21 protein-coding genes, 1 rRNA gene and 1 pseudogene are annotated in these 26,617 nt (G+C 35.8%); 14 read left to right on the top strand and 9 right to left on the bottom strand.

The genetic code is table 11. The features are described from left to right. Nucleotide 1 precedes the first annotated feature (1 nt). From mrdA to miaB, 4 genes are all read right to left on the bottom strand, one after another. The gene (gene mrdA, locus A9G40_RS01275) at nucleotides 2-1,939 is read right to left on the bottom strand and encodes a penicillin-binding protein 2 (RefSeq protein WP_065581556.1); all 1,938 of its coding nucleotides are present in this window, start codon (nucleotides 1,937-1,939) and stop codon (nucleotides 2-4) included. Between the two features lie 18 nt (nucleotides 1,940-1,957). Then, nucleotides 1,958-2,989 carry a PhoH family protein gene (locus A9G40_RS01280; protein ID WP_065581557.1) on the bottom strand — a complete coding sequence of 344 codons (1,032 nt, stop codon included), beginning with the start codon at nucleotides 2,987-2,989 and terminating at the stop codon, nucleotides 1,958-1,960. Between the two features lie 37 nt (nucleotides 2,990-3,026). Next, complete coding sequence (locus A9G40_RS01285; protein ID WP_065581558.1) at nucleotides 3,027-3,506, bottom strand: zinc-ribbon domain-containing protein; 480 nt, start codon at nucleotides 3,504-3,506, stop codon at nucleotides 3,027-3,029. A 105-nt stretch (nucleotides 3,507-3,611) separates the two neighbouring features. Then, nucleotides 3,612-5,039: a tRNA (N6-isopentenyl adenosine(37)-C2)-methylthiotransferase MiaB gene (gene miaB, locus A9G40_RS01290; RefSeq protein WP_065581559.1), complete on the bottom strand. Its 1,428-nt coding sequence runs from the start codon at nucleotides 5,037-5,039 to the stop codon at nucleotides 3,612-3,614. A gap of 442 nt (nucleotides 5,040-5,481) precedes the next feature. On the opposite strand from miaB, the gene A9G40_RS01295 reads away from it, so the two are divergent. After that, nucleotides 5,482-6,717 carry an N-acetylmuramoyl-L-alanine amidase gene (locus A9G40_RS01295; RefSeq protein WP_065581560.1) on the top strand — a complete coding sequence of 412 codons (1,236 nt, stop codon included), beginning with the start codon at nucleotides 5,482-5,484 and terminating at the stop codon, nucleotides 6,715-6,717. A gap of 44 nt (nucleotides 6,718-6,761) precedes the next feature. Here the strand turns inward: A9G40_RS01295 and rsmG are convergent, their stop codons facing one another. Further along, nucleotides 6,762-7,361, bottom strand: coding sequence for a 16S rRNA (guanine(527)-N(7))-methyltransferase RsmG (gene rsmG, locus A9G40_RS01300; RefSeq protein WP_065581561.1), 600 nt, complete (start codon nucleotides 7,359-7,361; stop codon nucleotides 6,762-6,764). After that, nucleotides 7,339-9,231: a tRNA uridine-5-carboxymethylaminomethyl(34) synthesis enzyme MnmG gene (gene mnmG / locus A9G40_RS01305; protein ID WP_065581562.1), complete on the bottom strand. Its 1,893-nt coding sequence runs from the start codon at nucleotides 9,229-9,231 to the stop codon at nucleotides 7,339-7,341. Before mnmG ends, rsmG begins: the two co-directional genes overlap by 23 nt. 1,129 nt (nucleotides 9,232-10,360) lie before the next feature. On the opposite strand from mnmG, the gene hda reads away from it, so the two are divergent. Next, nucleotides 10,361-11,044, top strand: a complete 684-nt coding sequence (gene hda / locus A9G40_RS01310) for a DnaA inactivator Hda (RefSeq protein WP_065580053.1) — start codon at nucleotides 10,361-10,363, stop codon at nucleotides 11,042-11,044. 1 nt (nucleotide 11,045) lies between these two features. Beyond that, nucleotides 11,046-11,825 (top strand): Cof-type HAD-IIB family hydrolase, encoded by a 780-nt coding sequence (locus A9G40_RS01315; RefSeq protein WP_065567297.1) that lies wholly within the window; start codon nucleotides 11,046-11,048, stop codon nucleotides 11,823-11,825. Nucleotides 11,826-11,848: 23 nt separating this feature from the next. Here A9G40_RS01315 and A9G40_RS01320 read toward each other — a convergent pair whose 3' ends face one another. From A9G40_RS01320 to tusB, 3 genes are all read right to left on the bottom strand, one after another. After that, a complete protein-coding gene (locus A9G40_RS01320) occupies nucleotides 11,849-12,955 on the bottom strand; it encodes an anhydro-N-acetylmuramic acid kinase (RefSeq protein WP_065581563.1) in 1,107 nt (368 codons plus the stop codon). 4 nt (nucleotides 12,956-12,959) lie between these two features. Continuing rightward, a complete protein-coding gene (locus tag A9G40_RS01325; RefSeq protein ID WP_065581564.1) occupies nucleotides 12,960-13,523 on the bottom strand; it encodes a Sua5/YciO/YrdC/YwlC family protein in 564 nt (187 codons plus the stop codon). Between the two features lie 118 nt (nucleotides 13,524-13,641). Then, nucleotides 13,642-13,923: a sulfurtransferase complex subunit TusB gene (gene tusB, locus A9G40_RS01330; RefSeq protein WP_065581565.1), complete on the bottom strand. Its 282-nt coding sequence runs from the start codon at nucleotides 13,921-13,923 to the stop codon at nucleotides 13,642-13,644. A 133-nt stretch (nucleotides 13,924-14,056) separates the two neighbouring features. On the opposite strand from tusB, the gene tsaE reads away from it, so the two are divergent. From tsaE to A9G40_RS01385, 11 genes and pseudogenes are all read left to right on the top strand, one after another. Beyond that, a complete protein-coding gene (tsaE, locus tag A9G40_RS01335) occupies nucleotides 14,057-14,530 on the top strand; it encodes a tRNA (adenosine(37)-N6)-threonylcarbamoyltransferase complex ATPase subunit type 1 TsaE (protein ID WP_065581566.1) in 474 nt (157 codons plus the stop codon). A 62-nt stretch (nucleotides 14,531-14,592) separates the two neighbouring features. Continuing rightward, nucleotides 14,593-15,297 (top strand): annotated as a pseudogene (locus A9G40_RS01340) (N-acetylmuramoyl-L-alanine amidase); the annotation flags it as partial. Nucleotides 15,298-15,317: 20 nt separating this feature from the next. Then, nucleotides 15,318-17,168, top strand: a complete 1,851-nt coding sequence (gene mutL / locus A9G40_RS01345; protein ID WP_065581568.1) for a DNA mismatch repair endonuclease MutL — start codon at nucleotides 15,318-15,320, stop codon at nucleotides 17,166-17,168. Further along, nucleotides 17,165-18,076: a tRNA (adenosine(37)-N6)-dimethylallyltransferase MiaA gene (gene miaA, locus A9G40_RS01350; protein ID WP_065581569.1), complete on the top strand. Its 912-nt coding sequence runs from the start codon at nucleotides 17,165-17,167 to the stop codon at nucleotides 18,074-18,076. The genes mutL and miaA overlap by 4 nt, the downstream gene beginning before the upstream one ends. 280 nt (nucleotides 18,077-18,356) lie before the next feature. Next, nucleotides 18,357-18,602, top strand: coding sequence for an RNA chaperone Hfq (hfq, locus tag A9G40_RS01355; protein ID WP_065567290.1), 246 nt, complete (start codon nucleotides 18,357-18,359; stop codon nucleotides 18,600-18,602). 20 nt (nucleotides 18,603-18,622) lie between these two features. After that, the gene (gene hflX / locus A9G40_RS01360) at nucleotides 18,623-19,918 is read left to right on the top strand and encodes a ribosome rescue GTPase HflX (protein WP_065581570.1); all 1,296 of its coding nucleotides are present in this window, start codon (nucleotides 18,623-18,625) and stop codon (nucleotides 19,916-19,918) included. Between the two features lie 23 nt (nucleotides 19,919-19,941). Next, complete coding sequence (hflK, locus tag A9G40_RS01365; protein ID WP_065581571.1) at nucleotides 19,942-21,174, top strand: FtsH protease activity modulator HflK; 1,233 nt, start codon at nucleotides 19,942-19,944, stop codon at nucleotides 21,172-21,174. Between the two features lie 9 nt (nucleotides 21,175-21,183). Then, complete coding sequence (gene hflC, locus A9G40_RS01370; protein ID WP_065581572.1) at nucleotides 21,184-22,143, top strand: protease modulator HflC; 960 nt, start codon at nucleotides 21,184-21,186, stop codon at nucleotides 22,141-22,143. A gap of 20 nt (nucleotides 22,144-22,163) precedes the next feature. Then, nucleotides 22,164-23,462 (top strand): adenylosuccinate synthase, encoded by a 1,299-nt coding sequence (locus tag A9G40_RS01375; protein ID WP_065581573.1) that lies wholly within the window; start codon nucleotides 22,164-22,166, stop codon nucleotides 23,460-23,462. Between the two features lie 92 nt (nucleotides 23,463-23,554). Further along, a complete protein-coding gene (gene purT, locus A9G40_RS01380; RefSeq protein ID WP_065581574.1) occupies nucleotides 23,555-24,736 on the top strand; it encodes a formate-dependent phosphoribosylglycinamide formyltransferase in 1,182 nt (393 codons plus the stop codon). A 302-nt stretch (nucleotides 24,737-25,038) separates the two neighbouring features. Beyond that, nucleotides 25,039-26,576 (top strand): 16S ribosomal RNA (locus A9G40_RS01385). Nucleotides 26,577-26,617: the final 41 nt, after the last annotated feature.

Raw genomic sequence — 26,617 nt, forward strand, 5'->3', positions numbered from 1 at the left:
ATTAATCTTCAGTTCCGTCATTGGGTGATGGCTCATCTAGCTGTGTTGAATCATTACCTAGAAGGTAAAAATCTAAGATTTTACGAGCAACAGCGCCACCGTTTGAGCTACCACCGCCACCATTTTCTAATACAATCGCTAGCGCTATTTTGGGGTTATCATAAGGGGCATAAGCAATAAATAATGCATGATCACGTAAATGCTCTGGGATCTTATGAGCATTATAGACTTCATCTTGCTTCAAACCATAAACTTGCGCAGTACCTGATTTACCTGCAGCCTGATATTTTGCATCAGCATAAATCTTACGTGCCGTTCCTCTTGATCCAAACATCACTCGGTGCATACCTTCCTTAGCAAGTGCCCAATAAGCTGGGTTAATATCACCTAAACTATTTGTTTCAATATAATTATCTGAATTAATCTCTGGTTGCCGTTTATTAGCGTTTAAAATATCGCTCTTTTTATATAATAAAAAATGCGGTGTATAGGTTTTACCATTATTAATTAAAGTCGTTAGCGCTTTAACCATTTGCATTGGGGTTGCAGTCCAATAACCTTGACCAATACCGACAGGAATGGTATCACCTTGTAACCAAGATTTTTTATGACGCTTTATTTTCCATTCACGGCTCGGCATAACGGCACGGGTTTCTTCGTTTGGTGAAATATCAATACCGGTGCGTTTACCATAACCGAACTTAGCCATCCATAAGTTTAAGCGATCGATACCCATATCATAAGCAACTTTATAAAAGTAAGTATCAACCGATTCTTCAATGGCCTTTAATACATCAACCCGACCATGCCCCCATTTAAGCCAATCTCGATAACGTCGCTCAGTACCAGGTAATTGCCACCAACCAGGATCATCAACCACAGTTTTTGGCGTGATAACCCCTTCACTCAAAGCGGCAATAGAAATAAAAGGTTTAACGGTCGAAGCTGGTGGATAAGCGCCAAGTAACACGCGATTAAATAGAGGTTTACTAGGATCTTTGAGTAATTCGCTATATTTTACACTCGATATACCACCAACAAATAGATTGGAATCATAACTTGGACTAGAAACTAAAGCTAAAACCTCACCATTATTAGGATCCATAGCAACCACTGCCGCTTTACGCCCTGCTAATAATTGCTCTATATAAAGCTGTAATTTAAGGTTAATAGATAAATAGATGTCTTCACCAGCTTGTGGTGGATGTTTGTTTATTTGACGAACAATACGACCTCGGCTATTAACTTCAACCTTTTCATAACCTGGGGTTCCGTGTAATACGTCTTCATAATATCTTTCTATCCCCATTTTACCAATATTAAACGTAGCGACATAATCGCTGGACTTATTTTCATCATCTAAGCGCTGTTTATCTTGGCTATTAATTTTAGAAATATAGCCAAGAATATGAGTCAGTGATGCACCATAAGGGTAATAACGATGCTGTATCCCCACAATAGAAACAAATGGAAAACGATGTTGATCCACAACAAAACGCGCTATTTGTTTTTTGGTCAAATTTTCTTTTAGCGGTACTGGGCGATGAGCTTTATAATTGCGTCGTTCTTTTTGGAACATCTCAATATCTTCATCAGTCAAGCCAACAATTTTTTTTAATTCATTGAATTGTTCATTAAGGTTTTTTGTTTTATCAGGAATGATATTAAGCTGATATGTGATGTTATTAATTGCCAAAGGTGTGCCATTACGATCATAAATCATGCCGCGGCTAGGTGAGATAGGTATAATTTCAATTCGATTATTATTGGATTTTGTACTGTAATAACTAAAATTAGCAATTTGCAAATCTGCTAAATTACCAAGCAAAATAATGACCATTAAAATAATCGTAACGAATGCAAATAGCGCCCTACGAAGAAATAAATTTGCTTCGGCAGAATGATCTCGAATTACCGTTTTTTCTTTTTTACGTGAAATAGGAATAATAAGACTCCTTTATATACTACTTTCCGTATATTGCTGTTTAATATTCTGCTGTTGTTCTTCCCATTTTTCATAAGCATTAACAATTCTGGCAACCACTGGATGACGGACTACATCTTCACTATTGAAAAAATTAAAACTAATTTCATCAACTTGACTCAATACTTCAATAGCATGCCGTAAACCCGACTTTTGATGGCGTGGTAAATCAATTTGGGTAATATCGCCTGTTATTACCGCTTTAGAATTAAAACCTATGCGAGTTAAAAACATTTTCATTTGTTCAATGGTGGTATTTTGGCTTTCATCAAGAATAATAAAAGCATCATTAAGAGTTCGCCCACGCATATAGGCAAGTGGTGCAACTTCAATCACACTTTTTTCAATCAGCTTTTCAACTTTTTCAAATCCGAGCATTTCAAATAACGCATCATAAAGTGGACGTAAATAAGGATCGACTTTTTGACTTAAGTCGCCAGGCAAAAAACCTAATTTTTCACCAGCTTCAACCGCTGGTCTAGTCAATACAATGCGGCGGATTTGTTGCTTTTCAAGCGCATCAACCGCTGCAGCTACCGCTAAATAGGTTTTACCTGTACCAGCAGGCCCTATCCCAAACGAGATATCATAATCTAAAACATTGGCAATATATTGTGCTTGATTTGCCGTTCTTGGTTTAATGATGCCTCGCTTAGTTTTTATCATTACCAGCTTGCCGCCTTGATGATCAATATAAGCAGGTAAATGCTCACTTGCCTTTTCTAGCGCGCCAGACTCTTTAATTGCTAGATGGATTTGTTCTGGCTCGATATCAATAATTTTATCTTTGGCTTTAGTTTGCTTATAAAGAGATTGTAAAATATCATTGGCTGCTTTGACACAAATCCGATCGCCAGTTATTGAAAATAAATTACCACGATGATTAATCTCAACACCTAGTCGACGCTCTAGCTGCTTAATATTGTCATTATAAGGACCACAAAGGCTATTAAGTCGCTGATTATCAGCGGGGTCAAGCATAGTTTCATGTGTTATGATATTCAAGTGTAAGCCCTCAAATAATTAAAACTAATAATTAAAACTAACTTTTAATGTGCCCTTCACATAAAGAACACTTTTCAATACCTGTTAAAAAGTCCATATTACAATGATGACATGTCACAATATTACCAGAAACAACATGATCAACAGCACGTTGGGATTGATCTTGATCAAGACCTTGTGTTTTTAGTTTATTAATTACCATTGAAATAGGTGTTCCACTTTTTAACTCTTGTTCAACATATGATGCAACTTGTTCTTCAAATGTTGGTGGCACATATTCCAGTACGTTTTCGTTGTAATCACTATTGCACTCATTACACTTTATATAACGTCCTAATGTTTCGTAACTAAAAATAGGAATAAAAAATAGCGTAAAATATTTTGCCACTTTTATTTGTGTATATTTTTGTTTTTTTTCATCGGTAGTGGTGTTTTGTTGCGAACAGCAATTTGGGCAATTAAATTGTCCACTATGTTCGTTAACTTCTCTTCCGCGAGTTCCAAATATTATAAACATATTATTTTCTTTTCCTTTAAATTCATCCGTAAGTTATTTTATTATCTTTATTATTTTATAAAAAATATGAAAAGCCACTCACATTGTGGCTTAATGATTACTACTTTAAGGTTGATAGATACCGACCCCTAGCTCGTTTTCTTTACGAGTGCGAGAAATAACTGACATTGGCGATTCACTAACTCGTAAATCCATTTCATCTTCAGTACGAACAACTCTACCACGTAGTGAATTTGGATAAACATCAGTAATTTCAACGTCAACAAACTTACCAATCATATCAGGACGACCTGCAAAATTAACAATTCGATTGTTTTCCGTTCGACCGGTTAATTCCATAAGGTCTTTTTTGGATGGACCTTCAACTAAAATACGTTGTACAGTATTTAACATACGACGGCTAAATTGCATGGCTTGTTGGTTGATTCGTTCTTGAAGAATGTAAAGGCGCTGCTTCTTCTCTTCTTCTGAAACATTATCTTCCATTTCAGCAGCGGGTGTACCTGGACGCGCTGAATAAACAAAGCTATAACTTAAATCAAAATTGACTTCGGCAATTAGCTTCATTGTTTGCTCGAAGTCTTCTTGCGTTTCCCCTGGGAAACCGACAATAAAATCAGAGCTAATTTGAATATCTGGGCGTACTTTACGTAATTTTCGAATAATGGATTTATATTCAAGCGCAGTATGTGTACGTTTCATTAAATTTAATACACGATCTGAGCCACTTTGTACTGGCAAATGTAAAAAATTGACTAACTCTGGCGTATCACGATAAACATCGATAATATCATCAGTAAATTCAATTGGATGACTAGTTGTAAAACGTATACGATCGATACCATCAATGGCTGCAACTAAGCGTAATAACTCAGCAAAGGAACAAATATCACCATCAAATGTGGGACCACGATAAGCATTGACATTTTGACCTAATAGATTGACTTCACGCACACCTTGTTCAGCCAGTTGCGCAATTTCATAAATGACATCATCACAAGGTCGGCTAACTTCTTCCCCACGGGTATATGGAACCACGCAATAAGTGCAATATTTATTGCACCCTTCCATAATTGAAACAAACGCAGTAGGTCCTTCGCTACGAGGCTCTGGCAAGCGATCAAATTTTTCAATTTCAGGAAAGCTGACATCAACGACATGGTTACCATTACCACTTCGAATCTGTTCAATCATTTCAGGTAAACGGTGAAAAGTTTGAGGTCCAAAAATAATATCGACAAAAGGGGCGCGTTTACGAATATGTGCACCTTCTTGCGAGGCAACACAACCACCAACACCAATAATGATATTTGGATTATGTTGTTTAAGATTTTTCCAACGACCTAATTGATGAAAAACCTTTTCTTGGGCTTTTTCTCGAATAGAGCAGGTATTTAGTAATAAAATATCCGCTTCTTCGGCATTGTCTGTTAATGTTAAACCATGGGTGGATTCAAGGAGATCAGCCATTTTTGTTGAGTCATACTCATTCATTTGGCAGCCCCAAGTTTTGATATGTAATTTTTTGCTCATCAATAACTCAGCTATATTTAATTGTTAAAATGAAAACGGGTTTAAATCCGTGATTTTAGCGAGCCATATTGTAATCTTTTGTGAATGTAGGGTCTATAATAAAATAAGCATAGCAACCCAAAATAAAGCATTATATAAGCTTTTATAAAATGATTTGAAAATACAGTGAAAAATTTTCAATTAATATAGATGATTATAAAAAAACTGTTAATTGAATAATTGCATTTAATGGCGTTTTAAGATCTATACCAACTTTTTATAACGATAAAATCTAACATTGATCTTAGAAAAGGAAAAAATAATATCGCTATAACATAAAAAATGGATAGGTTATTTTATAAAAAAATCAGATAAAGATAAGAATCATTCTTTTTAATATCTTTATATTTTATGTTATTATTCGCGATTAACTCATATAGAAAATAAAGTGTTTAGATTAAATATGTCAGAAACATTCAGTCCTACAAAGCGCCTATTAGTTAAAGGTATTCTTGCGACTTGTTTATTATCTGTCACTCGTGTAGGCTTTGCTGCTTCAATGGCACAAATTATTGCTGTGCGAGTTTGGCCTTCATCTACTTATACTAGGATCACTTTAGAATCCAATATTAGTTTAAAATACAAGCATTTTTTATTGAGTAACCCCGAAAGAATCGCAATTGATATTAGTGATGTCAATTTAAATACAACATTAAAAAATATTTCTTCAAAAGTTTTAAAAAACGATCCTTATATTAAATCGATACGTGTTGTTCAACGCGATCCCAAAACGGTTAGAATACTGATCGAATTAAAACAAGGCGTCCAACCAAACACTTTTACTTTATCGCCAATAGCGAAATTTAAGCATCGTTTGGTAATGGATCTTTATCCATCTAAACCCGCTTCAACTTCCGATGCCGATCCTTTACTTGCTCTTTTAGAAGAGTATAAATCTGGAAACCTTAATAAAAAACAATCTGAAATAAAAACACCAGCTAATAAAAAGAAAAACGCGCCAATTGTTGTTATGTTAGATCCAGGGCACGGCGGAGAAGATCCCGGTGCTATAGGCTATAATAAAACCCGTGAAAAAGATATTGTTTTACAAATTGCACGTCGCACTTACAATTTGCTAAAAAAAGAGCCCAACATAAAAGTTTATATGACGCGTAATGAAGATGTGTTTATACCTTTAAAAGTACGAGTAGCTAAAGCACGATCTTTACATGCAGATCTTTTTATTTCTATCCATGCTGATGCATTTGCTAATCGTTCAGTTGGCGGATCTTCTGTTTTTGCATTATCAACACGTGGTGCAAGTAGTTCCGCAGCAAGCTATCTGGCACAAACCCAAAATGAAGCCGATCAAATTGGGGGGGTAAGTCGTAGCGGCGATAAATATTTGGACAATACCATTTTAGATTTAGTGCAAAAAACGACATTAAATAATGGAGTTTTACTGGGCAATTCTATTTTAAGCCGAATGAAGAAGATTAATAAGCTGCATAAACCTTCTCTTGAAAAAGCAGGATTTGCGGTACTAAAAGCACCAGATATCCCGTCTGTTTTAGTAGAAACTGCCTTTATTAGTAATACTACCGAAGAAAAGAAATTAAGAACAGCAGCTTTTCAAAATCAAGTATCTAAGGCAATTGTTGATGGTATAAAAGCCTACCTAAAAAAACGTAAAAATTAACCTTGTAAAGATGTTTAAAATTATGTAGACACTTTAGTATAAAGCTACTTAATAATAACTAAACATCTTTCAGCATTTAATTCAGGTATAGTTAATTTAATATTTTGTTTAAGCGTAAAACCATTAGGAATGGAATCAATATCACTTCCCTTTAATGCATAAAAAAGCCCTTGCTCATTAGGAAGGTGTTTACACCAACTTAGCATATCTTGTAAAGAGGCAAATGCACGACTGATAACCCCATCAAATTTTTTTGCAGTGTACTCTTCAATACGACTTTGCACAGGATTTATGTTTGTTAATTTTAATTCAAACTGTACCTGCTTTAAAAAGCGAATACGCTTGCCTAAGCTATCAACTAAATCAAATTGTTTTTCAGGATTAATAATCGCTAATGGAACACCTGGTAAACCAGGACCTGTTCCTACATCAATAAAGCTTTTACCTGTTAAATAAGGCGATACAATTAAGCTATCGATAATATGCTTTACTAACATGTCATTAGGATCGCGGATCGCCGTTAAGTTATAAGCCTTGTTCCATTTGTTGAGCATTTCAACATAATGGATCAATAGATCTATTTGTGATTCATTGATCAAAAGATCCGTTTGATCAATGAGATTAATAAGTTTCTTTTTTAACATAATTCTTCTTTTTTAAATAAACCAACAACATTGAAATAGCAGCTGGCGTAATACCAGAAATACGCGACGCTTGCCCAATAGAAACAGGCTTGTGTTGTTTTAATTTAGCCACAACTTCATTCGATAATCCAGATATTTCGGCATAATCAATATGTTCAGGAATAATTGTTTGTTCATTGCGTTTTTGACGTTCAATTTCTTCAATTTGCAATTTAATATAACCGTCATATTTAACTTGAATTTCAACCTGTTCTGCAGCTTGTGCATCTGATAATCCAGGTGAAAATAAAGAAAGCGTTTTCAATGTGTTATAACTCATTTCTGGTCGCTTAAGTAACTCTTCACCATTAGCTTCTTTGGTTAAATTAGCGCTTAAAACAGCATTGACTTCATCAATCGTTTCAATATGAGGATGTACCCAAATATCGCGTAAACGCGCTCTCTCTTGCTCGATTGCTTCAAATTTTTCGTTAAAGCGCTGCCAACGATAATCATCAACCATCCCTAGCTTACGACCTATTTCTGTTAAACGAATATCAGCATTATCTTCACGTAACATTAAACGATATTCAGCACGCGAGGTAAACATGCGATAAGGTTCGTTAGTACCAAGAGTACAAAGATCGTCAACTAACACACCTAAATAAGCTTGATCGCGACTTGGATACCATTGATCTTGATCAAAAACAAAACGCGCTGCATTTAAGCCAGCAAGCATACCTTGTGCAGCAGCTTCTTCATAGCCTGTTGTACCATTGATCTGTCCCGCTAAAAATAGCCCTTTGATCACTTTGCTTTCCAGTGTTGGCTTAAGATCCCTTGGATCAAAATAATCATATTCGATCGCATAACCAGGTCTTACAATGTTGGCATTTTCTAATCCTTTCATGCTACGTACAAATGCGAGTTGTACATCAAACGGTAAGCTTGTTGAGATCCCATTTGGATAGATTTCATTACTGTCTAATCCTTCAGGCTCTAAATAGATCTGATGCGAATTTCGATCAGCAAAGCGCATTATTTTATCTTCAATTGATGGGCAATATCTAGGTCCTACACCTTCAATTACCCCGGTATACATAGGACTACGATCTAAGCTGTTTCGAATGATCTCGTGGGTTGTTTCGTTAGTACTTGTTATATAACAAGGGATCTGTTTAGGATGCTCACTTGCATTACCTAAAAATGAAAATACGGGTACTGGATCATCACCATATTGAGTGCCTAGTTTTGAAAAATCAATTGTTCTCGCATCAATTCGTGGTGGCGTACCTGTTTTTAGTCGTCCCATTCTAAAAGGATATTGGTGTAATGATTTTGATAAACCTATTGATGCCGGATCCCCTGTGCGACCACCACTATAATTATCAAGTCCTATATGAATTTTTCCATCTAAAAAAGTACCTGTTGTTAAAACAACAGCTTTAGCTTTAAATGAAATGCCCATTTGTGTTTTGACACCTGTTATTTGATCGTTTTCAATGATCACGTCTTCAACAGATTGTTGAAAGAGCATTAAATTTTCTTGATTTTCAAGAGTAGTGCGGATCACTTTACGGTACAGTGATCTGTCTGCTTGTGCTCTCGTTGCTCTCACAGCAGGTCCTTTACTACTGTTTAAGATCCTAAATTGGATCCCTGCATGATCAATAGCATGTGCCATTAGACCACCCATAGCATCAATTTCTTTTACCAAATGACCTTTACCTATACCGCCGATAGCAGGATTACAGGACATTTGTCCTAATGTATTGATATTATGGGTTAAAAGCAGTGTTTTTCGTCCCATTCTCGCTGATGCCATTGCGGCTTCTGTTCCTGCATGACCACCACCAACAACGATGACATCAAAAAGATCTGGATAAAACATAAAAAAGCCTCGTATTTATTTGTGTATAGATGATCGCTAATTTAGATCCTGTGATCTAGTTATTTAGCGTAGGGAATTTTACTCATCTTTTCGATTACGTCAAATGATCTATTTCGATCGCGATCTAAATTAAATAAGATCTTTTAGATGATCTTTTATTTTTATTATTATTAAATAGGATCCTTTTTGTTGATAACTTATTTTTATAGATATTTTATAAGATCTTATTTGTGATCTAATTCTGTGAATTGATCGGATCTTTTTTTGTGTATACTTTTTTATAACTACTAAATTTATCCACAGATGTTTTTTTGAATTAAGTTATTAATGCGATTATAACAGCTTGTGATCCTAATTTATCACAGAGTTATCCACAAAAAAATAAGTTCGTTTGCTTGAATTTTATACTTATACCGATGATCTATTTTAAAATATCTAATAGGATCAGTTGAAAAGATCAATGTGCGATCAAGACATACTAGTATAAAACTTTTCTATAACATTTAATCTAAAATAATCGTTCACATATGGTGGTATCACCTACTGAGCCTGTTTTACCTTATTGGAAAAAGGAATTGCTAGTGCAATTTATCTTGGTTGAATAGACGATTGTCTTTTTCTATTAGGTGGTAAGGTAGCTGTGATTGCAAAAGATCTTTATGAACTTTATGCGTTAAGCCTGATGATCGAATAGCAAAACTAGCAGAGAATATATGTAAAATACCTAATTAAAAAATAGCCAAAATAAATTTAAGGCTGTTTACAAATAAAAAGTACGAAAACTAAAGCAACAAAAAACGCCTAGCCATAATATAAAACCAGTTAGAAAATATTTTTCATATAAATATAAGCTAATTTATTATTAAAAAATAAATTTAGTATAGTCATTTTTTTGTGGGTAAGATGGTTAAACTATTTTATAATAAGCAAATTATATTTATATGACTAGAGGGGTTTGATTTAGCCTTAGTTTCTCTATTAAAAAGTAGATTAACCTGTTTTTGTGCAATTAAAGTACATATTAAATAATTTATGGGGCAGGATATTTTTCTTTTCTATAAAAGTGATTGATTTTTGTAAAAGCAAATTTATACTTAACATAATTGTATTTTTATTACGAGGTTATTTTATTACTCTTTCGCAGTTGCCTTTACCTTTTTCATTACCCAATAATGAAACTTTTGATAGTTTTTATGTAGGCGATAATCGATTATTGTCTGATTCATTGCAATCCTTATTAGGTAAAGAGGGGTTTAATATCTTTTATATATGGTCGGTTAGCGCTGCGGGTCGAACGCACCTTTTACACGCATCAAGCCAAAACAAATTAGCTAGTTATATCCCGTTGAAGCAATATTATCATTTAGTACCTGAAATTTTACAGGGGTTAGATAATTATGATTTAGTCTGTTTAGATGATATTGATGCAATAGCAGGCCATAGGGATTGGGAAGAGGCTATTTTTGATTTATTTAATCGTTTGACTGAAAAAAATGTGAGTAAATTACTGATAACAGCAAGTGCACCTCCTAAACAAATTTCTTTTATATTACCTGATTTGGTTTCTCGGTTATCTTGGGGACAAGTTTATCAATTAAAAGAACTTAGTGACGATGATAAGCTTAAAGCTTTACAATTAAGAGCACAATTAAGTGGTTTTGAATTATCAACAGAAGTTGGGTTATTTTTATTAAAACGTGTTAACCGTGATATGCGCACATTGTTTTCTTTGTTAGAAAAGTTTGAAGTCGCAACGCTTGCACAACAACGAAAATTAACTATTCCTTTTATTAAACATATTTTGGATTTGTAATATGAATGAAAAACCTGAAGCTATCGTTTTTTTTGATTTAGATGGCACACTATTTAATAGTCAGATTGATATATTACCTAGTTCTATTGAAGCTATAAAAAAGTTAAAACAAAATAATATTACCCCAATGATAGCAACAGGCCGAACACCTTGTGAAGTTATTAATTTAATGAAAAGGACTCAGATTGATTCCATTGTTGGTATGAATGGGCAGGTTGTTTTATATAAAGGTGAAAAAGTTTTTACAAATGATATTGATAAAGAGGTGATAGCTAGAATATATCAATATTCTAAACAAAAAATGAATATTCCTTTATCTTTTTATAATGATGAATTGATGCGTGTATCAGCCCATAGTCAACCGGCTGAGAAGTTTTATCATTACCTTAAGCAACCCGTCCCTCCCGTTGATGATCAGATTTATTTAAAAGAACCTATCCAGATGTTGTTATTATTGTGTGAGGAAGGTGAATTGCATTATCGTGATGTTTTTCCTGAGCTAACTTTTATTCGTAATACGCCTTACTGTGTTGATGTTTTTAATCATGGAGGATCTAAAGGTTATGGTATTACTCAGTTGCTTCAAACTAAGGGATTTTCTGATGTACCAACTTATGCATTTGGTGATGGTATGAATGATTTTGAAATGTTCTTAACTGTTGATCACCCTATTGCTATGGGGAATGCTGTTGATACGTTAAAAGATAAAGCTGAATATATAACAGATACTAACAATAATGATGGGATAGCAAAAGCATTACAAAAATTTGGATTGATTTAATTAACTTTCATCTATTTTTTAGTTTATTGATAAATAACCCCCAAACAAACCGCTTGGTTTGCGCCAGTTACTTCAGGAATATTGGAGGGAAGATTATTGATTTTACAATAAGCAAGCCAAGCAAAAGCGATTGCTTCCATATCATCACCGTTTATGCCTTTTGTGTCTGTGGTTAATACTGACCATAAAGGTAATAATACCGATAATCTTTGCATGATAAGCGGGTTTTTCGCTCCCCCACCGCAAACTAAAAGTTCACAAGGTAACGTGCTTTGTATCTTTAATTTATTAATTTCATTGGCAATGGATAAAGCGGTAAATTCAACCAGTGTTGCTTGAATATCTTGTGCTTTTAAATGTGTTCCTGCTAATTTTTTATGTAGCCACGGTAAGTTAAACAGCTCCCGTCCGGTACTTTTGGGAGCGGGCATTTGAAAATAGTCTTCTTTATATAAAAGGTTTAATAAGTCTTGATTTATTTTACCTGTTTTTGCCCATAATCCATTTTTATCATAGTTTTTTCCTAAATGCTGCTTTATCCAACCGTCAAGTAACACATTACCTGGGCCTGTGTCATATCCAATAACTGTATGATTAGGAATTAGTACTGAAATATTACTTATTCCGCCTATATTTAATATTACGCGATTTATATGTTTATTTTGCAATATAGCTTTATGGAAAGCTGGAACGAGTGGTGCGCCTTGCCCACCATAAGCCATATCTTTACGGCGAAAATCAGCAATAGTCGTAATGCCTGTTTTTGCGGCAATAATATTGGCATCGCCAATTTGTAGGGTAAATGGATTGTTACTGTTTGGTGCATGATAAATTGTTTGTCCATGACAGCCAATGGCTTTAATTTGTTTTTTATCTATCTTATTATTTTCTAAAAAGTTATTTATACTATTGGCAAAAAGTTTACCAAGCTTGTGATCTATTTCACCTAAATTTTGTAATGAGGTTTGCTTGGTTTCACACAATGTTAGTAAATGCTGTTTTAAATTGCTGGGTATTGGATAGCATGCACTTGCTATTGATTTAACTTTTTTTTCGGTAATATTCACTAAAGCTATATCAATTCCATCCATGCTGGTACCGGACATCACACCTATATATAAATTTTGCATAACGTTATCCTTGCCGAAAAATTTGACCTGTTTTAATGTCTTTTATTTGTGATGGCTGTGAACGGTGACCTGTTTCACCATCTAAAATAGGGAAATCTGGACCAAACTGTTTGGCAACTTCGATAGCTGTTTTACAAGGAGGATGAGCAGAAATGTTAGCACTAGTTGAAACTATTGGTTTGCCATAAAGATCACAAAGTTTACAAACGACAGGATGATTTGTGACCCGTATAGCAATAGAATCGAATTTACCGGTCAAAAAATATGGTGTATTTTTATTTTTAGGGAAAACCCAAGTAATGGGCTCAGACCAATTAGTAAGGGCTAACTTTTTTTGTTCGTTGGTGATAGTTGATTCATCTATATAAGGTATTAGTTGTTGGTAATGGCTAGCAATTAGAATCAACCCCTTATCTATTGATCGCTGTTTTAGTTGTAATAGTTTTAATACCGCTGATTCGCAATTGGGATCACAGCCTAGACCAAAAACAGCTTCAGTTGGGTAAGCAATCACCTCACCATTTTTTAAACAATTATTGATTTGCGATAGCGTTAATAAATTAGCCATTAAATTTAAATACAATCAGATTACAGTTAATATTTATATTAAACCTCAGTTTTAGGTTTGGCAAATGGGTATTATTTAGTTTTTAAACACCGCTAATGGTAAGCTTAATGTGCTGTTGTTATTCCCAATTTATCTGTGGGAAATAGCTAGCAGTTAGTTCAACAACTTGTTGCATATTGATAATTTTAAGCCTTGAATCGATAATATCATTTAGCCCACGAGCTTGAATATCGCTGTTGATGATATAACAATGCGTCGTTTTACTGATAATATCATTTAATAATGGGTTGTTTTTGATAGCTAGAACAACCCCATTTTGCCAAAATAATATGGCATCTTGAGCGGATATTTGTTGTGGATCTAGAGCTAATGGATTTGCTGTTGAAATAGTATGTAACATTATTTTTCACATTTTTACAATGAAACGTAGGTTTTCCTGTAAGTTTTTTACAAAATCTAGGTTATCTTGTTTAGTACATCTTTAATGGTTATTAGTATATAATAAGAGATCATTATTGAGCAAAGAATTCATCATGAAACCGATTATTTTAACCAATGAGCACCAAACGATTTTGTTTGGTAGCAAACTTGCCAAACAGTGTTTAAACTATTTGTCTAAGCATGATGATACAATTGTTATCCATTTAATTGGCGATCTTGGCGCAGGAAAAACAACTTTTAGTCGCGGTTTTTTACAACAATTAGGCCATAAAGGTAACGTAAAAAGCCCAACTTATACATTAGTAGAACCCTATCATTTTGATAATTTTTCAGTTTATCATTTTGATTTGTATCGGCTTTGTGACCCTGAAGAATTAGAGTTTATGGGCATTCGTGAATATTTTGTTTCTCGATCGATTTGTTTAATTGAGTGGCCTGAGCGAGCAGGCGGTATCTTGCCTAATGTTGATCTCGAAATTCATTTAGCTTATTTAGCGCTTGAACGCACTGCTTGTGTACAAGCAAAAAGCGAAAAAGGCCAAGTGATTCTTAATTTATCACAATAAAAATAAACAATTAAAAGACAATGAAAAAACTACTTATTTTTTTTATGTTAGTACTGCTTTGTAGCTCTGCTTATGCAACCAAAGTTGTGATTGCTGTTGACGCGGGGCATGGCGGTAAAGATTCGGGCGCAATAGGACAAAATAAGTTATATGAAAAAGCAGTTACGCTTTCAATTGCTAAAAAACTGACCAACTTATTAAATAAAGATACTAATTTTAAAGGTGTACTGACTCGTGACAGTGATAATTTTATTTCTGTCTCGCAACGTTCAGAAATTGCTCGTAAAAATAAAGCTAATTTATTAGTTTCAGTTCATGCTGATGCTGCGCCAAATAGGAATGCAACGGGGGCTTCAATTTGGGTATTGTCAACTCAGCGTGCAGATACAGAGCTAGGGCGTTGGCTTGAAAAAGGTGAAAAACAGTCTCAATTACTAGGTGGTGCTGGTGATGCACTTAGTGATGATCATGATCCTCATTTAAGCCAAGCAGTATTAGATCTACAGTTTTCTTATTCTCAACAAGTGGGATATCAGTTAGCAATGCAAGTCTTAAAAGCGATGAAAGGAACAATACCATTGCATAAATCTGTTCCAGAACATGCAAGTTTAGGTGTATTACGTTCGCCAGATATTCCATCAATTTTAGTTGAAGTTGGCTTTATCTCTAACGAGGATGAAGAAAGACTACTAAGTAATAATGCCCACCAAGAGAAAATCGCTAACGCTATTTATCAAGGCATCAAAAATTATATTAAACAAAATCCAAAATTTGGAGAACAGCATTAATGGCAATTCATATTTTATCGCCGCAATTAGCTAACCAAATTGCTGCAGGTGAAGTAGTAGAACGTCCAGCGTCAGTTATTAAGGAGTTAGTTGAAAATAGTCTTGATGCGGGTAGTACTCAAATTGATATTGACCTTGAGCAAGGTGGCTGTAAATTAATCCGTATTCGTGATAATGGTTGTGGCATTGCTAAAGATGAATTAGCGCTGGCGCTTGCTCGTCATGCGACAAGTAAAATCAGTAAATTAGATGATTTAGATGCTATTATTAGTCTTGGATTTCGTGGGGAAGCGCTTGCAAGTATAAGCTCGGTGGCTCGATTAACATTAACTTCACGTACTGTTGAACAATCCGAAGCATGGCAAGTTTATGCAGAGGGGCGTGATATGAAACCGATCATTAAACCTGCTGCCCATCCTGTAGGATCGACTGTCGAAGTACTTGATCTGTTTTATAATACACCGGCAAGACGTCGTTTTTTAAAAACAGAAAAAACTGAGTTTATGCATATCGAAGAGTTTGTTCGGCGTATTGCACTTGCACGACCTGATGTTACCTTTAATTTACAACATAATGGTAAATTGGTTAAGCAGTATCGTTCATCCACCCTTGAAAAAAGAGTCGAATTGGTGTGCGGGCGTGCATTTATGCAAAAAGCTGTCAAATTAGATTGGCAGCATGATGATTTACTCATTCAAGGTTGGGTCACCAGTAGTGAAAGTAGTGATTTGCAGTATTTTTATGTTAATGGGCGAGTCATCAAAGATAAATTACTTAATCATGCACTGCGTCAGGCTTACATCAGTCGTACTAATGAACAACAAAGCTATGTGGTGTTTTTACAGATAGATCCAAAACAAGTTGATGTTAATGTTCATCCAGCTAAGCATGAAGTGCGTTTTCATGAAGCAAGGCTTGTTCATGATTTTGTTTATCAAGCTATTGTAATGGCGCTTGGGTCAAATTTAACCGAAGTGGAAGAAAAAGTAACAATACCTCCTAATAGGCAAGCAGCTGGTGATAATATCTTTAACCAACAAACAGCACCAAAAATTTATCAAGCAAGTAGCCAGTTATCGAAAAAACCAAGCAATTATGCAAAAGAAAATGCGTTGTATGGTCAGTTGGTGAATGTTGATCTTGCTCAAGATGTGGAAAAATCGGAGCCGAAAAAAACGCTTTTATCGACAGAAGAACATGAAGTAACTGAGCCACAAAAAGCGGTTATCGAAGCTTTATTTCCTAAGCGAAATATACCATTACAATCATTACAACAACAGCTTGATAACTCATCATTAGTACAATTTGGTCGGGTGTTAACTGTTATTCAGCCCGATATAGCATTGCTTGAAAAGTTTGAAGATAATCAACAAAAACTCATTTTAATGAAATTGCCAATTGCGCAGCAAAAAGTTGTTGCAATTAAATTATTATCGCAAGACTCTGAGAAATTGCTTATTCCATTAACAATTTTAATTAATCATAAAGAGCAACAAATTGTATCTACTTATCAATCTCAGTTAAATTTTTTAGGTTTTGAGTTTTATATTGATAAAGCTAAATTGTATTTACAAAACGTGCCTAAAATGTTGCGAGCAATGAACTGGCAACAAATTTTACCTGCTTTAATTAGTTTTATCTCACCATCGGAAAAGGAAGTATTCAATCCAACTCAAATTGCTGCTTGGTTAGCTAACCAGTACTGTGATAGTTGTACTGAGATTTGGGGAGGATCTAAGGTAATTCAATTATTAGCACAGTTAGAGCAGATAGATATTAATTTGTTACAACAAGAATCATTTTTATATCCAATAGATATGCAATCTCTAACTCAATCAATTTTACTATGACTAAACCGAAAATTATTTCATTAATGGGACCAACGGCATCGGGTAAAACCGCATTTGCTATGGCGCTCTATGATCGTTATCCAATTGATATTATTAGTGTCGATTCAGCACTTATTTATCGTGGCATGAATATTGGAACAGCAAAACCAACTCAAGAAGAGCAACAAAAATACCCGCATAAACTAATTGATATTTGTGATCCAGCAGAGAGCTACTCAGCAGCAAATTTTAGGCATGATGCCATTGTTGAAATTGAAAAAACCTTAAAAGAAGGTCGGATTCCATTGTTAGTTGGTGGAACAATGCTTTACTTTAAGGCTTTGATTGAAGGCCTTTCACCGCTGCCAGCGGCCAATAGTGCAATTCGTGAGCAAATAGAGGAAAAAGCCAATAAATTAGGTTGGCAATCTATTCACGAAGAGTTAAAAAAAGTTGATCCTGTTTCGGCTGAACGAATTCATCCTAATGATCCACAGCGTCTTAATCGTGCTTTAGAAGTCTATTTAATTTCAGGTAAAAGTTTAACTGAGCTTACACAAGAAAGTGGTGAGGCATTGCCATATAATATTATGCAGTTCGCTATTATGCCGCAAGATAGGGCACAATTACATGAGCGTATTGAGCAGCGTTTTTTACAGATGTTAGATCAAGGATTTGAGAATGAAGTAAAAGCGCTTATGCAACGATCTGATTTGCATTTAAATTTGCCCGCTATCCGTTGTGTCGGCTATCGGCAAATGTGGGAATATTTAAATGGTGATATAAGTTATGATGAAATGATATTTAAAGGTATTTGTGCTACACGACAATTAGCGAAAAGACAAATCACTTGGCTTCGTGGTTGGAAGCAACCTATTACATGGTTAAATAATGATAATATGGATTCAATTTTCCAAAAAATATTATGATTAGTAATCTTCATAGTGGTTTATAGTATATAATTGTAACATAGATAAATTTATGCAAAAAAATTATCTATTTTTTGTGTTTTTTTTTATATTTTTGGTTTAAATTTATTAAAAATTTAGTTATTTGTGCATAAATTTTATATGATTGGTTCAAGAGAAGTGCTTTTTATGTTATTTTGGTAGATACTAGATGTATCTGAAATAGTATGTAAAAATACATTGATTATTTATAAGTGTATTTATTTTATCTTCATATAATTACTTTTTAAAGGATAAACTTATGTCAAAAGGGCAGTCATTACAAGATCCTTATTTAAATTTGCTTCGTCGAGAGCATATTCCTGTATCAATCTATTTAGTTAATGGTATTAAGCTACAAGGGCAAATTGAATCATTCGATCAGTTTGTTATTTTGCTAAAAAATACTGTAAGCCAAATGGTATATAAACATGCCATTTCGACGGTCGTACCTTCTAGACCTATTTCTGGACTCGTATCTCAGCCTGAAGAGGGAAGTGAAAGCTGATATTTCAGTGGAGATTCTGATTGTTTGAGCGATATAAAGGCGGTGAGACTGCCTTATTAGTCCATGTATTTTTCCCTCAAGAAAGTAATATTGAGGATCTTAAAGAGTTTGAAGTATTAGTTTCTTCTGCTCAAATAGAGATTCTCGATATTGTGACGACCTCAAGAAAATCGCCACAAGCCAAATATTTCATTGGTGAAGGTAAAGCACAAGAAATAGCTGAAAAAGTTAAACAACTTGGTGCTTCTGTTATTTTAGTCAATCATACTTTAACACCTTCTCAAGAGCGTAACTTAGAACAACTATGTAAATGCCGAGTTGTGGATAGAACAGGATTGATTCTTGATATTTTTGCCCAACGAGCTAGAACGCATGAAGGTAAATTGCAAGTTGAGCTAGCCCAGTTACAACATCTTTCGACACGATTAGTGCGAGGTTGGACTCATCTAGAACGGCAAAAAGGTGGTATTGGCTTACGTGGCCCTGGTGAAACTCAATTAGAAACTGATAGACGATTGATTCGCCAGCGTATTCAGTTAATTTTATCAAGGTTGGCTAAAGTTGAAAAACAGCGAAATCAAAATCGCCAATCAAGAAATAAAGCTGATCTATCAACAATATCTTTAGTTGGTTACACGAATGCCGGAAAATCGACACTATTTAATGCCTTAACAAAGGCTGATGTATATGCTGCTAATCAGTTATTTGCTACACTCGATCCAACGCTGCGACGAATCGTTGTTGATGATGTTGGTGAAGTTGTTTTAGCGGATACGGTCGGTTTTATTCGTCACTTGCCACATGATCTTATTGCGGCTTTTAAAGCAACACTACTTGAAACTCAAGAAGCCACTTTATTATTACATGTTGTTGACGCAGCGGATCCTAATTTATTGGATAATATGCATGCTGTTGATGAAGTCTTGCTTGAAATTGATGCTCACGAAATACCAACATTACTCGTTATGAACAAAATCGATTTAATTGAGGGTAAACAACCAGGTATTGATCGAGATGAAAATGGTATGCCAATTCGAGTTTGGGTTTCTGCACAAAATGGTTTAGGATTAGATCAATTATTTATTGCTTTGAAAGAAAGATTAGCTAAGCAAATTCAAGTTTGCCATTTAAGCTTGCCAGCTTGCTTAGCAAAACTAAGGAGCCGTTTATATCAGTTAAATGCGGTTGAACATGAACTTATTAATGAGGATGGTAGTTTTCATTTAGATGTGAGAATTCCCTCTATTGAATGGAATCGCCTCTGTAAACAAGAACCAGATCTGTTATACTTAATCAATAAGCAAAATAATAACTAATTGTTAAATGGAGTATATAATATATGGCGTGGAATCAGCCCGGAAATAACGGACAAGATAATGATCCATGGGGAGGCAATAACAAAAAAACACCCAATAATTCATTAGGTGATTTATTTGATAAAATTAAAGACCTCTTAAAGAAAAGTAATTCAGGTAACCATAATAACGGTTCATCAGGCATTAAATTACCGATGGATGCGTCGAAAATTGTTGGTGCTATAATAATTGTTCTTGCTCTTATTTGGGGAGGGAATGGGTTTTACACTATTAATCAAAGCGAACGTGGTGTTATTACCCGATTTGGTCAAGTTCAGCCCGAAATTATTCAACCTGGATTAAATTGGAGTCCACCATTAATAGACAAAGTGTATAAAGTTGATACACAAGGTACGCACAATTTTAATGTAAATGGGTTTATGATAACAACAGATCAAAATTTGGTCTTTGTTGAGATGAATGTACAATATCGTATCAACGATCCTATAAAATATTTATTTAAAGTCACTAATGTTAAAGACAGTCTACAACAAGCTGCAGATAGTGCTTTACGCACAGAAGTAGGCAGCTCAAGTATGGATGATATTTTAACTGATGGGCGTTCCGCATTAGAAACTCGCACTAAAGATGAGTTGGTTAATGTGATTAATCATTATGATATGGGAATTAGTATAGTGGATCTTAATTTCCAATCAGCTCGTCCTCCTGAAGCTGTACAAGAAGCTTTTAACGATGCAATGAATGCTCAAGAAGATAAAAAGCGTGAAATAAATAGAGCGGCTGCTGAAAAAGTTAAGCAAGTTCAACAAGCAGAAGGTCGTTCTGCAAGAATTCTAGCAGATGCAAATGCTTATAAAGTTAAAGTAGAACTTGAAGCTGCTGGTGATGTCGCTCGTTTTGAAAAAATCTTACCACAATATAAGGCTGCACCAGAAATTACTAAAGAACGCTTATATATTGAAACTATGGAAAGAGTATTGGCTAAAACGAAAAAAATTTTGGTTAATGATAAAAGCGGAAATTTAATGGTATTACCTCTAGAGCAACTATTGAAAGATACAAATGAAAAGCATTCTGAACCAACGATGTTATTAAATGAAAATAGTGAATATAATTCTAATATGGTGCTCTCTTCTGAAACAATAAAACATCAACCTCAGACGACACAAGAATTATCAAAAGAGGTTAATAGTAATACAAATAATACCATTAGCACCAGCAATAGTACGCGAACTGCGCGATTTATGGGAAGGTAAGGAGAAAGTATGCGCAAATTATTGATTCCTATAATATTTATTTTAATTGGTGTGTTTTTTTCTAGTGCTTATGTTATTGAAGAAGGAACTAGGGGTATAGTTTTACGATTTAATAAAATTATAAGATTATCAGATCCTGGATTACATTTTAAAATCCCTGGGATGGATAATGTAAAAGTTGTTGATTCTAAAATTCAAACAACAAATAGTTCTGATAATGTTGGTAAGGAACAAAAGTTTATAACACGTGAAAATAAAGATTTAGTTATTGATTATTTTGTACAATGGAAGATTGTTGATTTTAATCGGTACTATGAAACTATTGCGGGCGGTAATAGTGTTGAAAACCTATTGCTTGCTCGGTTAAATGGCCGTTTAAGAGCCGAAGTTGGTAAATTAGATATCGTTGATATTATTAATGACACCAATAATAACTCTCGCAATTCTATTATGACACGTGTAAAAGATGCTTTAAATGGCACAGCACAAGAAGCGGTCAAAAGTGAATCTATTGAAGAGACTATTAGCGAGGTTGAAAAAGATTCTGAAAATAATAAAACTAGTATGAGATCTTTTGGTGTTGAAGTCATTGATGTCCGTATAAAGAAAGTTAATTTTCCTCAGGAAATATCTAATTCAATTTATGAAAAAATGAAAGCAGCTCGGAAAGTTGTCGCGCAAAACCAACGTTTCCAAGGGGTTAAAAAGGCTGATGAAATACGAGCAGAGACTACACTAGAAGTTACAAAGATTTTATCTGAAGCTGAACGCCAATCTCGATCTATTCGTGGTGAAGGTGATGCAAATGCAGCTAAACTTTATGCCGATGCTTTTGGTAAAGATATGGAGTTTTTTAGTTTTATTCGTAGTTTAAAAGCTTACGAACAAAGCTTTACAGGTCATGATATTTTGGTCATTAGTCCTGATAGTCAATTTTTTCAATATATGAAATTAAAATCTAATAAATAACAGAATGAGATAAATAATCTATGAGTAATAATGTTGTTGTGCTAGGAACACAATGGGGTGATGAAGGCAAAGGTAAAGTTGTTGATTTACTCACAGAAAAAGCAAAATATGTTGTTCGTTATCAAGGTGGGCATAATGCTGGTCATACATTAGTGATTAATGGTGAAAAAACAGTATTACATTTAATTCCATCAGGAATTTTACGCAATGATGTGATAAGTATTATTGCAAATGGTGTAGTACTTTGCCCTGATGCTTTAATGAAAGAAATGAAAGAGCTAGAAAATAGCGGTATTCCTGTTAAAGACAGGCTCCTTATTTCTGAATCATGTCCTTTAATTTTACCTTACCATATTGCGTTAGACCAAGCTCGGGAAAAAGCCCGTGGTAGCAAAGCAATTGGAACAACAGGGCGTGGTATTGGCCCTGCTTACGAAGACAAAGTAGCTCGGCGCGGGCTTCGAGTTGGTGATTTACGTGATCGCCAAGCTTTCGCTGAAAAATTACAAGAAGTTATGGAGTATCATAATTTTCAATTAGTTAATTACTACAAAGCAGAAGCAGTCGATTATCAAAAAGTTCTAAATGATACATTGGCAATAGCAGATATTTTAGTTTCTATGATTGCTGATATTCCCTCTCTTTTAGAAGATGCACGCAAAAAAGGTGAGAGAATTATGTTTGAAGGTGCACAAGGTACATTACTTGATATCGATCATGGTACTTATCCTTTTGTTACCTCTTCTAATACCACCGCTGGTGGCGTAGCAACGGGATCTGGTTTTGGCCCACGTTACGTTGGCTATGTATTAGGTATTGTTAAAGCTTATTCTACACGAGTTGGTGCTGGTCCATTCCCAACGGAATTATTTGATGAAACAGGAGAGTACCTTTGTAAGCAAGGTAATGAATTTGGGGCAACAACAGGCCGTCGTCGTCGTACAGGATGGCTTGATGCAGTTGCTGTTCGCAAAGCGGTACAACTTAATTCTGTATCTGGATTTTGTTTAACTAAACTCGACGTGCTAGATGGGCTTAAAGAGGTTAAGATCTGCATTGGTTATCAATTACCAAATGGAGATGTGATAAAAAATGCTCCAGCGTCTGCTGAAGAGTGGGGCTTAGTTAAGCCTGTGTATGAGTCAATGCCAGGCTGGAGTGAATCAACTTTTGGTGTTAAAAGTTATGATGCTTTACCACAAGCAGCGAAAGCCTATATAAAACGGATTGAAGAACTAACCGAAACACCAATTGATATTATTTCAACAGGGCCAGATCGAAGTGAAACTATGATTTTACGAGATCCATATTCAGTATAATTTTAAATTGAGAAAAATCGGGATAATTATCCCGATTTTTATTTTAAGCTTATTAATTAAAATACAGTGATATAAATCTATAAGAGAATATTATGGCAAAAATAGGAACACCATTATCATTAAGTGCAACAAAGGTATTACTTTGTGGTGCAGGTGAATTAGCCAAAGAGGTTGTCATTGAATTGCAGCGTTTTGGGTGTGAAGTTATTGCTGTTGATCGTTATGCTAATGCGCCAGCTATGCAAGTTGCACATCGTTCTCATATTATTAATATGCTAGACGGTGATGAGCTTAGAAAAATTATTGAGATAGAAAAACCTAATTATATTGTTCCTGAAATAGAAGCAATAGCCACCGATACTTTATTAGAATTAGAAAAAGAAGGATTTGTAGTTATTCCTACAGCTAAAGCGACGCAATTAACCATGAACCGTGAAGGTATACGTCGTTTAGCCGCAGAAGAACTCAAATTGCCAACTTCACCATATCGTTTTGCATTAAATGAAGCCGAGTATAAGCTTGCAGTTAAAGAAATAGGTTTCCCTTGTTTAGTTAAACCTGTAATGAGTTCTTCGGGAAAAGGGCAATCTTTAGTAAGAAGTGAAGCTGATATTGAATCTTCATGGAAATATGCACAAGAAGGTGGCCGTGCAGGTAGGGGTAAAGTTATTATTGAAGGTTTTGTTGATTTTGATTATGAAATTACGCTATTAACTGTTAGGCATATTAACGGGGTTTTATATTGTGAACCTATTGGCCACCGTCAAGAAAAAGGCGACTATCGAGAATCTTGGCAACCGCAGCAGATGTCAGCTAATGCATTATGTTTAGCTAAAAATATCGCTATGAAGATAACCGAAGCTTTGGGGGGATATGGGGTATTTGGTGTAGAGCTGTTTGTTAAAGGCGATCAGGTTTGGTTTAGTGAAGTATCACCAAGACCACATGATACAGGTATGGTTACATTAATATCACAAAACATCTCAGAGTTTGCATTGCATGCTAGAGCTATTTTAGGATTACCAATACCTTTAATTGAGCAATATGGTCCAAGTGCATCAGCGGTATTGTTAGCAAATGGTAACTCTGATCACATTACTTTTTCTAATTTGGACAAAGTATTAAATGTTCCAGGTACTGATTTACGCTTATTTGGTAAATCTGAAGTTAACGGAATAAGACGAATGGGAGTTGCTTTAGCTAAAGCAGCAACAGTAGAAGAAGCAATTAAAAAAGCGGTTAATGCAATTAATCAGCTAAAAATAACCTTCTAACCTTGTATTTTGACTAAAAAATATTCATTTGAAATGAAAAGAAAGAATTTTATGAAATAGGGGGTTGACGTGGGCAAGTGAAATGCGTAACATACTCAACCCTTGAGACAGCGAAGTAAATTAACGAAAAGTTAGTTGATTTAAAAAGGCTGTCAGCTCTTTAAAAAGAAGAAACAGACAATCTGTGTGGGCACTTGCGAGACGAAGAATGAAAAGTCTATGGACTTAAAAATTAAGTCTTGATAAGTGACACTGAAGATTCATTTGAATATGTCAGAGACAGTTATTGAGCATCAAACTTTAAATTGAAGAGTTTGATCATGGCTCAGATTGAACGCTGGCGGCAGGCTTAACACATGCAAGTCGAACGGTAACATGAGTGCTTGCACTTGATGACGAGTGGCGGACGGGTGAGTAAAGTATGGGGATCTGCCGAATGGAGGGGGACAACAGTTGGAAACGACTGCTAATACCGCATAAAGTTGAGAGACCAAAGCATGGGACCTTTGGGCCATGCGCCATTTGATGAACCCATATGGGATTAGCTAGTAGGTGGGGTAAAGGCTCACCTAGGCGACGATCTCTAGCTGGTCTGAGAGGATGGCCAGCCACACTGGAACTGAGACACGGTCCAGACTCCTACGGGAGGCAGCAGTGGGGAATATTGCACAATGGGGGGAACCCTGATGCAGCCATGCCGCGTGTATGAAGAAGGCCTTCGGGTTGTAAAGTACTTTCGGTGATGAGGAAGGTGTTGTATCTAATAGGTGCAACAATTGACGTTAATTACAGAAGAAGCACCGGCTAACTCCGTGCCAGCAGCCGCGGTAATACGGAGGGTGCGAGCGTTAATCGGAATGACTGGGCGTAAAGGGCATGTAGGCGGATAATTAAGTTAGGTGTGAAAGCCCTGGGCTCAACCTAGGAATTGCACTTAAAACTGGTTAACTAGAGTATTGTAGAGGAAGGTAGAATTCCACGTGTAGCGGTGAAATGCGTAGAGATGTGGAGGAATACCGGTGGCGAAGGCGGCCTTCTGGACAGATACTGACGCTGAGATGCGAAAGCGTGGGGAGCAAACAGGATTAGATACCCTGGTAGTCCACGCTGTAAACGATGTCGATTTGGAGTTTGTTGCCTAGAGTGATGGGCTCCGAAGCTAACGCGATAAATCGACCGCCTGGGGAGTACGGCCGCAAGGTTAAAACTCAAATGAATTGACGGGGGCCCGCACAAGCGGTGGAGCATGTGGTTTAATTCGATGCAACGCGAAGAACCTTACCTGGTCTTGACATCCACAGAATCCTGTAGAGATATGGGAGTGCCTTCGGGAACTGTGAGACAGGTGCTGCATGGCTGTCGTCAGCTCGTGTTGTGAAATGTTGGGTTAAGTCCCGCAACGAGCGCAACCCTTATCCTTTGTTGCCATCGGTTTGGCCGGGAACTCAAAGGAGACTGCCGTTGATAAAGCGGAGGAAGGTGGGGACGACGTCAAGTCATCATGGCCCTTACGACCAGGGCTACACACGTGCTACAATGGCGTATACAAAGGGAGGCGACCTCGCGAGAGCAAGCGGACCTCATAAAGTACGTCTAAGTCCGGATTGGAGTCTGCAACTCGACTCCATGAAGTCGGAATCGCTAGTAATCGTGAATCAGAATGTCACGGTGAATACGTTCCCGGGCCTTGTACACACCGCCCGTCACACCATGGGAGTGGGTTGCACCAGAAGTAGATAGCTTAACCTTCGGGAGGGCGTTTACCACGGTGTGGTTCATGACTGGGGTGAAGTCGTAACAAGGTAACCGTAGGGGAACCTGCGGTTGGATCACCTCCTTACGAAGAGCTCGTAAGTGTTCACACAGATTGTTTGTTTAGAA

Source organism: Gilliamella sp. Nev3-1, from assembly GCF_001690435.1.
GTDB classification, from domain to species: Bacteria; Pseudomonadota; Gammaproteobacteria; order Enterobacterales; family Orbaceae; genus Gilliamella; species Gilliamella apicola_C.